Consider the following 13,307-nt stretch of genomic DNA (forward strand, 5'->3'; position numbering starts at 1 on the left):
TGAGACGATGCCGGAGAAGTGAGACGATGCCGGAGAAGTGAGACGACACCGGGGGGAGAGCCGAGAGCCGGGAGGCGCGGGCGGCAGAAGCGTTATTCGTCCGGGTCACGTCGCCCGAGCAAATGGATCGGGACTCGGAGAACGGCGGAGACGAGCGCCTGACCGGCCGGGACGGGGACGGCGAGCCCGGCGGACCGGTCGACCGACGGACGGTGCTCGGCGCTGTCGCGGGGGCCGGGAGCGCCGCGGTCGCCGGCTGCGCCGGCTCGGAGCCGGACGACGCGTCGACGACCGGGCTGGACCCAGAGCGCTTGGAAGGGCTCGCGGCCCGGTTCGCGCCGACGCTGTACTTCGACGCCGCCGAGCCGTGGTTCCCGACCGACCCCCGCCCGTACGCGAGCGAGGAGGACGGCGAGACGGTCGTCGACGGGTTCGCCGCGTTCGACGGCTACCACGAGCGGTACGACGAGGCGGGCGAGCCGCCGGACCCGACCGTCTTCTACAACGGGATGCGCTACGAGGACTCGCCGCTCGCGGTGGTCCAGTTCTGGATCTACTCCGCGTTCGACCAGTTCACGGCGAACTTCCACTGGCACGACTGGGAGGCGCTCCACGTCTTCGTCGACCTCGACACGGGCGACCCGCAGCTGTACGTCGCCAGCTCGCACTCCCGGAGCGTCCCGAACAACGAGTTCCTCGACCCGGATCCGGACCGAGTCCCCCGGATCCTCACCGAGCTCGGCTCCCACTCCAGCGCGCTGTCCGTCAACGAGGTCCCCGACGGCTTCCGGCGCGTGGGCGAGGGAGGGCTGCTCGCGGACATCACGAACGCGGCGATAGACACCGTCGAGGACCTCCTCGGGATCCCGCTCGCGTACGGCCTCCCCCGCGACGAGGGGGCGCGGCTCCCCTTCGTCGTGCCCGAGTACGAGGGCGAGCCGATCTACGACCACCCGGACCTCCCTTCGGTGACCGCCGACTCGCTCGTCGACGGGGCGCTCACCGTCCGGTCGCTCGACGCGCTCTCGTCGCCGCCGACCGATCTCCCGGCGCGGGAGACGGGCGTCGCCTTCCGCCACCGCGAGCGGGACGACCCCGAGGCCGCCGAGACCGCCGAGACGGTCGTCGAGTACGACCTCGTTCCGAGCGCCGAACTGGAGCACATCGACGAGTTCGCCGGCCCGCAGCTCAGCTTCGAGTTCGCCGTCCCCCAGGCGGTCGAGGACGCCGTCGCTGGCCACATCACGACCACCGGCGTCCCGTGGGAGCAGCCCCGGTACGAGAACCCGGCGCTCGACGTCAGCGCCGGGAACCACCGGTCCGAACTCGCCGACCGGTACGACGCCATCGCCGACGACCCGTCGTTCGGCGACGGCGCTGCCGGCGCGCTCGACGCCGTCGTCGCCCGCGTCACCGAGGCGACCGAGACCGACGACGCGCCCGACGGCGAGGGGCTGACGACGACGGAGACGAGCGTCGAGTCGTTCGTCCTGATCGAGAGCGACCCCGAGGCGGTCCCGACGTTCGCCGGCGGCGTCGCGGTCGCGAACGGCGTCCCCGAGGGCGACCACCGGCTCACGGTCAACGGTGCCGGGCAGGCCCCGCACAGCGAGCGGCTGACCGTCGCGGCCGAGGAGTCGGTCACCGCGGCCGGCGTCGACGGCGAGATCCCGCTCGTCGCCCGCGAGAGCGCGCGGAAGGTGGAGGTCGACGACGCCGAGAGCGACGTCGACGTGACGCGGACCGCGATCGAGGACGACTTCGCCGGGCGGATCTACGACTCCGCGGTCGACGGGAGCGACGCGACCTACGTCCACGCCGGCGGCGCGTACACGACGGAGGTCCGCGACGCCGACGACGAGGTCGGCGCGTACCGCGTCAACCCGGACCCGCCGGGAGCGGGGAGCGACGACGACGACGGAGACGACGGGGACTCGGACGACGGGGACGCCGCCGGTCCGGGGGAGGCCGACCCGATCCGGATCGACCGCCCGGAGACCGGCGCGGCCTCCCTCGCCGGCTACGTCGCCGACGTGGCAGAGGAGACGCGCGCCGCGGTCGCGGAGGTCGCCGACGACGACGGCGATGACGACGACGGCTCCGGCGGCTCCGACGGGGGGACCGACGGCTCCGGAAGCGGCCCGTCGAACGCGGTGAACGGGCTCGAACGGGCGCTCGCGGCCGCGGTCGATCAGGCGGAGCGGGCCGAGGAGCGCGCCCGCGAGGGCGACGCCGAGGGGACGGACCGCCAGCTTTCGAACGTCCTCGACCGGATCGCTCGGATCGAGGATCGACTCGCCGCCGCGCGCGAGGGGCTCCCGCCTGGGCTCGCGAACGCGACCGGGAAGCGGGTCGAGCAGGCGCGGGGCGCGGGGAAGCTGTAGGCCGGAGCGCGGGGAAGCTGTAGGCCGGAGCGCGTCGGTCCCGGCTACTCCGCGAGGTCGTCGACGAGGAGACAGATGTCCGAGACGGCGGCCTCGACGAGCGCCTCCCCCTTGTCGGCGGTCGCGACGGTCGGATCGCCGATGTTCCCGGAGGGCGTCAGTTCGTCCATGTCCCGCGCCGTCAGCGACCAGCCGACCTTGTTCTCGCCGAGCGCGTCGTAGTCGGTCAGCGGGGGCGACTCCGCGGGCGGGTCGACGCGCTCGGCCCGGTCCATGTGGACCAGTTCGGGGAGCAGCGCCAGCATGATGCTGGTCTCGAACTCCGAGGCGTGGAAGGAGACCTCGCCCGTGCGGATCTCCTCGGCGACGTCGGCGAAGACGTTGACGAGCGGGACGTGGAACGCGGTGAGGTCCGCCTCCGAGCGGAGCCGTCGAACCACGATCTCCAGTTCGGGGTCCTGCGCGAGGTAGTGGCCGTTGAGGAGGAGCACGTTCTCGATCCCCCACTCGCCCGCGGAGGCGCAGATCTCGAAGAGGTACCGCTGGAACGTCTCCGTCGAGACGGTGAACGTCCCGGGCTTGAACGTGTGGTGCGGGCTCACGCCGTACCAGACCGGCGGCGCGAGCAGCGCCGGGCTCCGCTCGGTCACGCGCTCGCCGATCGCCTCCGGCATGTACGCGTCGACGCCGAGCGGCAGGTGGCGGCCGTGCTGTTCGGTGCTCCCGACCGGGACCAACAGGGTCCGGGTCTCCTCCAAGGCGGTCTCGATCTCCGGCCACGTCAGCTCCGCGACCCGACCGGATCCCGCCGGCGCGTCGGACATGGGTCGGGGTCGTCGGCCGAGGATAAAAGAACGCGGTACTCCGATCGGCGGCGTCCCCGCCGTGCCACCGCGCACCAACGGATGGAAAGCTATAGGACGCCGAATCGACCACGCGTATATAAGCAGATGTCTCAGGAGGGATACGACCACGCGACGGTGGAGAAACGCTGGCAGGAGGCGTGGGACGACGCCTCCGTCTACCACGTCCCGGACGACGCGGACGACCCGACGTACGTCCTCGGGATGTACCCGTACCCGTCCGGGAAGCTCCACATGGGCCACGTCCGCAACTACACGATCACCGACGCGTACGCCCGCTACCGCCGCATGCGCGGCGACGACGTGCTCCACCCGATGGGGTGGGACGCGTTCGGGCTGCCCGCCGAGAACGCTGCCAAGGAGCGCGACACCAACCCCCGCGACTGGACGTTCGACTGCATCGACACGATGCGCGGCCAGATGAAGTCGATGGGGTTCGGCTACGACTGGGACCGCGAGGTCACCACCTGTACCCCCGAGTACTACCGCTGGAACCAGTGGCTGTTCCGCCGGTTCCACGAGGCCGGCCTCGTCGAGCGGCGCGACGCCGAGGTGAACTGGTGTCCCTCCTGCGAGACCGTCCTCGCCGACGAGCAGGTCGAGGGCGACGCGGAGCTGTGCTGGCGCTGTGACACCCCCGTCGAGACCCGCGAGCTGGACCAGTGGTTCCTGAAGATTACCGAGTACGCCGACGAGCTGTTGGAGGCCATCGACGGGCTGGAGGGGTGGCCCGACTCCGTGCGCCAGATGCAGCGCAACTGGATCGGCCGGCAGTACGGGGCGGAAGTCGATTTCTCGGTCGAAGGCCACGGCGCGGTCACCGCCTTCACCACCCGGATCGACACGATCCACGGCGCGACGTTCTTCGCCATCGCCCCCGACCATCCGATAAGCGAGGAACTGGCCGAGGAGGACGCCGAGGTCCGTCGCTTCATCGAGGAGGAGGCCGACCCGGACGGCGACGAGCCGAACGGCGTCGCGACCGACCTCACCGCCACCAACCCGGTCACCGGCGAGGAGATACCCGTCTTCGTCGCGGACTTCGTCCTCTCCGACGTGGGGACGGGCGCGCTGATGGCGGTGCCCGGCCACGACGAGCGCGACCACGCGTTCGCGGAGAAGATGGGCGTCGAGATCCGGCCCGTGATCGCGCCGGAGCCGGACGACTGGGACGGCGAGACCGTCCCGGACGCGCCGGACGTGAGCGACGCGGCGTTCACCGACGACGGGGTCGTGATCGACTCCGGCGAGTACACCGGCCTCGACAGCGAGACCGCGCGCGAGCGGATTACGGCCGACACCGACGGCGCGGCGGAGACGACCCAGTACCGCCTGCGCGACTGGGGCATCTCCCGCCAGCGCTACTGGGGGACGCCGATCCCGATCGTCCACTGCGACGACTGCGGCGCGGTGCCGGTGCCCGACGAGGACCTGCCCGTCGAGCTGCCGGAGTTCATCAACACGACCGGGAACCCGCTGGACGCCGCCGACGAGTGGCAGGAGACGACCTGCCCGGACTGCGGCGCGCCCGCGACCCGCGAGACGGACACGATGGACACGTTCGTCGACTCCTCGTGGTACTTCCTGCGGTACGTCTCGCCGGACCTCGACGACGCCCCGTTCGACCTCGACCGCGCGAACGACTGGATGCCGGTCGACCAGTACGTCGGCGGCATCGAGCACGCCGTGATGCACCTGCTGTACTCGCGGTTCTTCACCAAGGTGCTGGCCGACGAGGAGGGGTTAGAGGAGCGCGAGCCGTTCACGAACCTGCTGGCGCAGGGGATGGTCCAGCTGGAGGGCGAGAAGATGTCCAAGTCGAAGGGGAACGTCGTCTCGCCCCAGCGCATCGTCGACGATTACGGGGCCGACACCGCGCGGCTGTTCATGATGGAGGCCGCCCAGCCGGAGCGCGACTTCGACTGGTCGGAGGAGGGCGTCAGGTCCACCCACCGCTTCCTCACCCGACTGAACAGCCTCGTCGAGGACTACGCCGCGGGCGACGTGGCGCTCGCCGGGGACGGTGACGGCGACGCCGCCGAGCGCGGCGAGATTGACGACTACGTCGCCGACGAGACCGACGCCGCGGTCGCCATCGCCGGCGCGGAGTACGACGACCTGACCTTCAACGTCGCGCTCCGCGAGGCGCAGGAGCTGGTCCGCACGCTCCGGAGCTACCGGGAGTACGCCGACCCGCACCCCGAGGTCTTCGAGCGCGGCGTCGACGTCGCGGTCCGGCTGCTCGCGCCGGTCGCGCCCCACCTCGCCGAGGAGCTGTGGGAGACGCTCGGGCGCGACGGGTTCGTCGCCGAGGCCGAGTGGCCGACCGCGAGCGTCGACCGCGACACCGTCGAGCGCCGCCGCCGGCTCGTCGCGAACACCCGGGAGGACGTGCGCGACATCGTCGAGGTCGCCGGGATCGACGACCCCGAGCGGATCGACGTCGTCGTCGCGCCCGACTGGAAGTACGACGCGCTGTCGATCGCGATCGACAGCGACGCCGACAACCTCATCTCGGAGCTGATGGCCGAGAGCCACATCCGCGAGCGCGGAGACGCGGCCGCCTCCTACGGCCAGGACCTCCAGGCGAACCGCGAGGCGCTCCGGGAGACGCTCGGCGGCGACGCCGAGTACGACGCGCTGCGCGCGGCCGCGTGGCTGATCGAACGCGAGTTCGACGCGCCGGTCCGGGTCGATCGCGCCGCCGACGCCGACGAGAGCGTGGTCAGTAAGGCTGAGCCGGGCCGCCCCGCCATCGACATCGTCGAGTAGCGCTCGCTCGGCTCTCCTGCTATTCTCGCCCGACGCCGGAAACGCTTAGTCGCCGGCGCGGTCCCTTCGCGTATGGACGACCCGTACGCCCCCGCGCGGAACGCGCTCGCCGGCAAGGGGCTCGGCGGCGCGGACGGCGGGACGGCGGCCAGCGACGCCGCCGCCGACCCCGCGGTGCTCGCCGCCCGGCTCGACGACGCGGACCCGCTCTCCGGGTTCGCGGACCGGTATCACGTCCCCGACGGCGTGCTGTACATGGACGGCAACTCGCTCGGCCCCGCGAGCGACGCCGCCCTCGCGAGCCTCGACCGCGTCGTCGACGAGTGGCGCGACCTGCTGATCGCCGGCTGGACCGACGCCGACCCGCCCTGGTTCGAGGTCGGCGAGCGGCTCGGCGACGCGCTCGCGCCGCTCGTGGGTGCCGACCCCGACGAGGTCGTCGTCGGCAACTCGATCACGGTGAACCTCCACACGCTCGTCGGCACCTTCCTCGACGAGCTGCTGGCCGGGAACGCCCCCGACCGCGAGGGGTTCGAACGCGCCGACGGGACGTGGGCACCGAACGGAGAGCCCGACATCGACCCCGCGGTCCTCGTCAACGAGTTGGACTTCCCCTCCGACCACTACGCGATCCGGGCGCAGCTCCGCCAGCGCGGGATCGATCCGGACGAGAAGCTCCGGGTCGTCCCGAGCCGGGACGGCCGAACGATCGATCCCCGAGATATCGAGGCCGCGCTCGACGCGCACGAGGACGTCGGGATCGTCTGGATGCCGACCGCGCTGTACCGGTCCGGCCAGCTGTTCGACGCGGCGCGGATCACCGAGGCGGCCCACGAGGCAGGCGCGTACGCCGGGTTCGACGCGGCCCACTCCGCGGGCGCGGTGCCCCACGCGTTCGACGAGGCGGGCGTCGACTTCGCGGTCTGGTGCACGTACAAGTACCTCAACGCCGGGCCGGGGTCGATCGGCGCGCTGTACGTCGCGGAGCGCCACCACGGGCTCACGCCCGCGCTGGCGGGGTGGTGGGGTCACGAGAAGGCGACGCAGTTCGAGATGAACATGACGTACACCCCCGCCGACTCCGCGGGCGCGTGGCAGATCGGAACGCCGCCGCTTTTCGCGGCCGCACCGCTCGAAGGGTCGCTCGAACTCCTGCGGGAAGCGGGGATCGACCGGCTGCGCGAGAAGTCGCTCGCGCTGACCGACTTCCTCATCGCCCTCGTCGACGACCGGCTTCCCGAGATCGCGGTCGGAACCCCCCGCGAACACGCCGCCCGCGGCGGCCACGTCGCCTTGGAACACCCGGACGCCGAGCGGCTGAGCGAGGCCTTGAAAGACCGCGGCGTGGTCGTCGACTTCCGCCCCCCGAACGTGGTCCGCGTCTGTCCCGCGGCCCCCTACACCGCCTTCGCCGACGTGCTGGAGGTCGTCGACGAGATCGAGGCGATCCTCGAATCCGGCGCGCACGAGTCCTACGCGACGAGCGACGGGGGCGTGACGTAGGTCGGGCGGCCGGAGTCGCGCGGGAGTGTCGATCCGCCGCGGGAGGCACCTACAGTATTATGAGCCGCCCCGGCCTACACAAATGTAAGACAGATGGGAATGGATCCACAGCCAACCGACGACGCCGATCGGTCCAAAGCGGACGGCGACGAGGTGAGCAACGCCTACGAGGCGATGTTTCGCGAGGCGGACGACGCGATTTTCCTCGTCGACGTCGCGGAGACGGACGGCGAGTACGAGTTCACGTTCAAACAGAACAACGCCGCACACCAACGACAGACCGGCCTAGCGGAAGACGAGATGTTCGGGCAGACGCCCCGGGAGCTCCTCGGCGAGGAACAGGGGGCCGCGGTCGAGGCGAACTACCGCCGGTGCGTCGAACGAGAGACGACGATCGAGTACGAGGAGCGACTCGACTTCCCGGGCGGGACCTCCGACTGGCAGACGAAGCTGACGCCGGTGACGGACGACGGGAAGGTGACGCAGATCATCGGCGTCGCCCGAGACATCACGGAACAGAAGGCGCGGGAGCGGGAACACCGGCGAACGTACCGCCGGTTTCAGACCGTGCTGGAGACGATGTCGGCGGCGGTGTTCCTGAAGGACGCCGACGGGCGGTACCTCCTGATGAACCAGGCGTGTCGGGACCTGTTAGACATCGACGAGGACCCCGTCGGAACGACCGACGAGGATCTCTTCCCGGAGGCGGTCGCGGCGCGGGCCCGGGCGGACGACCGGCGGGTGATCGAGGACGGCGAACGGATCGAGATCGAGGAGACGATCCCGACCCCGTCGGGAGAGAGCGTTCGGCTGACTTGGAAGTCGCCCGTGTACGACGACTCGGGAGAGATACGGGGAGTCTGCGGCGTCTCGACCGACATCACCGAGCAGACGGAGCGGGAGCGAGCGCTCGAACGGCTCAAAGACCGGCTCGAACTCGCGGTCGAGGGCGCACAGATCGGCGTCTGGGACTGGGACATGACCACCGACGAGGTCGAGTTCAACGACCAGTGGGCGGAGATGCTGGGCCACTCGGTCGACGAGATCGAGCCGCACCTCGACGCGTGGGAGCGGCGCGTTCACCCCGACGACCTCGGGCCGGCCGAGGACGCCCTCTCGGCCCACGTCGCGGGCGAGACGGAGTTCTACGAGGCCGAACACCGGATGCGCACCGCGGCGGGCGGGTGGAAGTGGATCCGCACCGTCGGGAAGGTCGTGGAGCGCGACGAGAGCGGAGCGCCGGTCCGAGCGGTCGGAATCCACCTCGACATCGACGACCAGAAGCGACGCGAAGAGGAGCTGATACGGACGCGACAGCTGATCGAGCGGACGCAGGAGAGCGCGTCGATCGGCTGGTGGGAGCTCGACCTGGTCGACGAGTCGATCACGTGGAGCGACGAGGTGTACCGGATCCACGGCGTGCCGACCGACGAGTCGGTCGAACTGGAGGAGGGACTGGACTTCTATCACCCGGGCGACCGCGACACCATCGAGGAGGCGCTCGACCGGCTGAGGGAAGCGGGCGAGTCGTACGACCACGAACTGCGGATCGTCACGAGATCGGGACAGACCCGGTGGGTCAGGGCGATCGGCGACCCGAAGTTCGAGGACGGGTCGGTCACCGGGGCGCTCGGACTGTTCCAGGACATCACCGAGCGAAAGCGGTACGAGCTGGCCCTCGAATCGACCCGGGAGGAGCTGCGGAAGATCATCGACCTCGTGCCGGACCTGGTGTTCGTGAAGAACCGCGAGGGCGAGTACCTCCTGGCGAACGAGGCGACCGCGGCGGCGTACGGGCTGTCGCCGGAGGACGTCGAGGGGCGATCCGAAGGGGAGATCATCCCGGACGCCGACGACTCCGCCGAGTTCCGACAGGACGACTTGGAGGTGATCGAGTCCGGGGAACCGAAGGACATCGGGGAGGAGACGCTGACCACGGCCGACGGGGAGACGCGGGTTCTCCAGACGACGAAGATACCGTACAAGGCCCCCGACACCGGCGAGGACGCCGTCTTGGGCTACGCCCGCGACATCACCGACCTCAAGCGGTACGAGCAGACGCTCGAAGAGCAGCGGGACACCCTCATGCTGCTCAACCAGGTCGTGCGCCACGACATCCGGAATCAGCTGATGGTGGTCGAGTCGTACACCGAACTGCTCGAGGACTCGCTGCCGGACGACCAAAGCCGGAGGTACGCGCGGACGGTCATCGAGGCGGCGAAGCAGGCCGCCGACATCACGGAGACCGCGAGAGACGTCAGCGACGTGCTGTTACAGGTCGGCTCCGAGCGAACGCCGATGAGCCTCCGCGCCAAGCTCAACGGGCAGATCGAACAGCTCCGGTCGGACAAAGACCGGGCGACGGTCTCCGTCGACGGACCGATCCCGGAGGTGATGGTGTTGGCGGACGACTTACTGGAGGCGGTGTTCCGGAACCTGCTGACGAACGCGGCCGTCCACAACGACAAGGAGCTGGCCGAGATCACGGTGTCGACCAGCGTGTCGGACGAGACGGTGCGCGTGTCGATCGCGGACAACGGCCCCGGGATCGACGACGATCACAAAGAGCAGATCTTCCAGGAGGGCGAGAAGGGCCTCGAAAGCAGGGGGACCGGGATCGGGCTGTACCTCGTCAAGACGCTCGTCGACAGGTACGGCGGCGACGTGTGGGTCGAGGACAACGAGCCGGTCGGGAGCGTGTTCACCGTCGAACTGCCGCTCGCCGAGTGACCGGCACCGGAGGCCGCCGCCGAGGGGTCGATCGGTCGCGTCCCGAACGGCGACGGCCTTAATCGCTCGAATCCCCAACCCCGAGTGATGGCAGAGTCGTCGGGGATGGACGCGTTCGCACACCTCGGGAGCGAGATCCGGGAGGCGCTCTCGGACCGGGGGTTCACCACGCCGACAGAGCCCCAACGCGAAGCGATCCCACCGCTCGCCGACGGGAAGAACGCGCTCGTCCTCGCCCCCACGGGGACCGGGAAGACGGAGACCGCGATGCTCCCCGTCTTCGACGCGCTCGTCGAGGCCCGGAACGCGCCCGGCGACCCGCCGAACGAGGGCATCTCCGCGCTGTACATCACCCCGCTGCGCGCGCTCAACCGCGACATGATGGACCGGCTGGAGTGGTGGGGCGACCGCCTCGACGTCGAGGTCGCGGTGCGGCACGGCGACACCACGCAGTACGAGCGGAGCAAACAGGCCGACGACCCGCCGGACGTGCTGATCACGACGCCGGAGAGCCTTCAGGCGATCCTCACCGGCTCGAAGATGCGCGTCGCGCTCGAATCGGTCGGACACGTCGTGATAGACGAGGTCCACGAGCTCGCCTCCGCGAAGCGGGGCGCGCAGCTCACGGTCGGGCTCGAACGGCTCCGCCGGCTGTCCGGCCCGTTCCAGCGGGTCGGCCTCTCCGCGACGGTCGGCGACCCCGAGGAGGTCGGGAAGTTCCTCGTCGGCACGGGGACGCGCGACCCCGACCGGCCCGGCGACCGCGGATTCGAGACGGTCGAGGTCGCGGCGGGAACGCGGACCGACGTGCGCGTGCTCGATCCCGAGATCACCGACCGCGACACGACGCTCGCGGGCAAGCTGGCGGTCGACGAGACGACGGCGAGCCACGTCCGGACGATCCGCGAGATCGTCGCCGAGAACGACTCCACGCTGATCTTCGTCAACACGCGACAAACCGCGGAGGCGCTCGGGTCGCGGTTCAAGACGCTCGCCGAGAACGAACGCGAGGCGGCCGAACGCGGCGACGGCGATGCCGGTGCGGACCCGGACGAAATCACCGAGATCGAACTCCATCACGGCTCGCTGTCGAAGGACGTGCGGATCGACGTGGAGGACCGGTTCAAGTCGGGCGAGCTCGACGGCCTCGTCTGTACCTCCTCGATGGAGCTCGGCATCGACGTGGGGCGCGTCGACCACGTGGTCCAGTACGGGAGCCCCCGCGAGGTCGCCCGCCTGCTCCAGCGCGTCGGGCGCGCGGGCCACCGCCGCGACCTGGTCTCCGAGGGGACCGTCGTGACGCAGGGCGGCGACGACACGCTCGAAGCGTTGGCCATCGCCCGCCGCGCCGGCGAGGAGCTCGTCGAGCCGGCGAACATCCACCACGGCAGCCTCGACACGGTGGCGAACCAGATCGTCGGGGCGGTGATGGACGAGGGGGAGATTCACGCCCGCGAGGCGTATCAGACGGTCACGAACGCCTACCCGTTCAGGGACCTCTCGGAGCCGGCGTTCCAGGAGGTCGTCCGCGAGCTGGACGGCAACCGGCTGCTGTGGCTCGACGAGGAGACGGACACCCTAGAGAAGTCGGGGGGCACGTGGCAGTACTTCTACGCGAACCTCTCGATGATCCCCGACGAGTCCACCTACGAGGTGTACGACATGTCCTCCAGACGCGGCATCGGAACCTTGGACGAGCAGTTCGTCGTCAACTTCGCCGGGCCGGGCGAGACGTTCGTCCAGCGCGGCGAGATGTGGCGGATCACGGAGGTCGACGAGGAGGAGGAGCGCGTGAACGTCACGCCGATCCCGGATCCCACCGGCGAGGTCCCCTCGTGGGTGGGCCAGGAGATCCCCGTCCCGAAGCCCGTCGCCGAGGAGGTCGGCCGGATCCGCGGCGAGGCCGCGGCCGCGCTCGACGCCGGGTCGACCCCGGAGGCGGTCGCGGCCGATCTCGCCGAGCGGTATCCCACCGACGAGGAGACGGTCGTCGCGGCGCTGAACTCCGTCGTCGATCACGTCGACGCCGGTCACCCCGTGCCGACGGACGACCGGATCGTGATCGAGGGGAGCGCGCGCACCGTCGCGGTCAACGCCGCCTTCGGCCACGAGGTCAACGAGACGCTCGCGCGGCTGCTCGCGGCGCTCGTCGGCCAGCGCGCCGGCTCGTCGGTGGGGATGGACGTGGACCCGTACCGGATCGAGTTCGAGGTCCCCCACGGCGTCGACCCCGGAACCTTCCGCGAGGTGCTGGAGACGACCGACCCCGAGCGGCTGGAGGCGTACCTCGAACTCGCCGTCAAGAAGTCGGACGCGCTGAAGTTCACGCTCGCGCAGGTCGCCGCGAAGTTCGGCGCGGTCAAGCGGTACAAGGAGGGCAGGGGGCGGTTCGGCGGCGACCGCCTGCTCGCCGCCCTAGAGGACACGCCCGTCTACGACGAAGCGCTCCGCGAGGTGTTCCACGCCGACCTCGCGGTCCCGGAGACGGCCGATCTGCTGGCGGGCGTCCAGCGCGGGTCGATCGACCTCGCGATCGCCCGCGAGCGCACCCCGCTCGGCACCGCCGGCCGCTCGGCGGGCACGGAGTTCCTCGTCCCCGACAACGCCGACGCCGACGTGATCGAGACGGTCAGAGAGCGGATTCAGGACGATCGGGTGATCCTCTTCTGTCTCCACTGTACGGACTGGAAACACACGACGAAGGTCAGGCGCGTCCGCGACCAGCCGGAGTGCCCCGACTGCGGCTCGACTCGGATCGCGGCGCTCAACCCGTGGGACGACGAGACGGTCGCGGCGGTGCGCGCGGCCGAGAAGGACGACGAGCAGGAGCGCCGCACCGAGCGCGCCCACCGCGCCGCGAGCCTCGTCCAGACCCACGGGAAGCGGGCGGTGATCGCCCTCGCGGCGCGCGGCGTCGGGCCGCACAACGCCGCGCGGATCATCAACAAGCTCCGCGAGGACGAAGACGAGTTCTACCGCGACGTGCTCAGACAGGAGCGCGAGTACGCCCGCACGCAGTCGTTCTGGGACTGACGCGCGCCGGTCGGCGCTCGCG

6 protein-coding genes are annotated in these 13,307 nt (G+C 70.7%); 5 read left to right on the plus strand and 1 reads right to left on the minus strand.

Annotated elements, in window-relative coordinates; all coding sequences use genetic code 11:
* The first annotated feature begins 122 nt into the window (after positions 1 to 122).
* Complete coding sequence (locus NAF06_RS04330; RefSeq protein ID WP_008582516.1) at positions 123 to 2,384, plus strand: hypothetical protein; 2,262 nt, start codon at positions 123 to 125, stop codon at positions 2,382 to 2,384.
* Between the two features lie 44 nt (positions 2,385 to 2,428).
* On the opposite strand, the gene NAF06_RS04335 is transcribed toward NAF06_RS04330, so the two are convergent.
* A complete protein-coding gene (locus tag NAF06_RS04335; RefSeq protein ID WP_008582519.1) occupies positions 2,429 to 3,208 on the minus strand; it encodes a creatininase family protein in 780 nt (259 codons plus the stop codon).
* A gap of 126 nt (positions 3,209 to 3,334) precedes the next feature.
* Here NAF06_RS04335 and leuS point away from each other — a divergent pair, with 126 nt between their 5' ends.
* The 4 genes from leuS to NAF06_RS04355 all read left to right on the plus strand — a co-directional run bounded on the left by leuS (position 3,335) and on the right by NAF06_RS04355 (position 13,285).
* Entirely contained in the window at positions 3,335 to 6,019 is a 2,685-nt protein-coding gene (gene leuS / locus NAF06_RS04340) for a leucine--tRNA ligase (RefSeq protein ID WP_008582521.1), read from the plus strand.
* A 72-nt stretch (positions 6,020 to 6,091) separates the two neighbouring features.
* Positions 6,092 to 7,522 (plus strand): kynureninase, encoded by a 1,431-nt coding sequence (kynU, locus tag NAF06_RS04345; RefSeq protein WP_008582523.1) that lies wholly within the window; start codon positions 6,092 to 6,094, stop codon positions 7,520 to 7,522.
* A 99-nt stretch (positions 7,523 to 7,621) separates the two neighbouring features.
* Positions 7,622 to 10,252 carry a PAS domain-containing protein gene (locus NAF06_RS04350; protein ID WP_008582525.1) on the plus strand — a complete coding sequence of 877 codons (2,631 nt, stop codon included), beginning with the start codon at positions 7,622 to 7,624 and terminating at the stop codon, positions 10,250 to 10,252.
* A gap of 87 nt (positions 10,253 to 10,339) precedes the next feature.
* Positions 10,340 to 13,285, plus strand: a complete 2,946-nt coding sequence (locus NAF06_RS04355) for a DEAD/DEAH box helicase (RefSeq protein WP_192813800.1) — start codon at positions 10,340 to 10,342, stop codon at positions 13,283 to 13,285.
* Positions 13,286 to 13,307 lie beyond the last annotated feature (22 nt).

Source organism: Halorubrum hochsteinianum (assembly GCF_023702125.1).
In the GTDB taxonomy this organism is placed as follows: Archaea; Halobacteriota; Halobacteria; order Halobacteriales; family Haloferacaceae; genus Halorubrum; species Halorubrum hochsteinianum.

Bases quoted from the DNA above. Each gene is read 5' to 3' on its own strand.
- NAF06_RS04330 (WP_008582516.1), top strand. From the start codon at position 123: ATGGATCGGGACTCGGAGAACGGCGGAGACGAGCGCCTGACCGGCCGG.
- NAF06_RS04335 (WP_008582519.1), bottom strand. From the start codon at position 3,208: ATGTCCGACGCGCCGGCGGGATCCGGTCGGGTCGCGGAGCTGACGTGG.
- leuS (WP_008582521.1), top strand. From the start codon at position 3,335: ATGTCTCAGGAGGGATACGACCACGCGACGGTGGAGAAACGCTGGCAG.
- kynU (WP_008582523.1), top strand. From the start codon at position 6,092: ATGGACGACCCGTACGCCCCCGCGCGGAACGCGCTCGCCGGCAAGGGG.
- NAF06_RS04350 (WP_008582525.1), top strand. From the start codon at position 7,622: ATGGATCCACAGCCAACCGACGACGCCGATCGGTCCAAAGCGGACGGC.
- NAF06_RS04355 (WP_192813800.1), top strand. From the start codon at position 10,340: ATGGCAGAGTCGTCGGGGATGGACGCGTTCGCACACCTCGGGAGCGAG.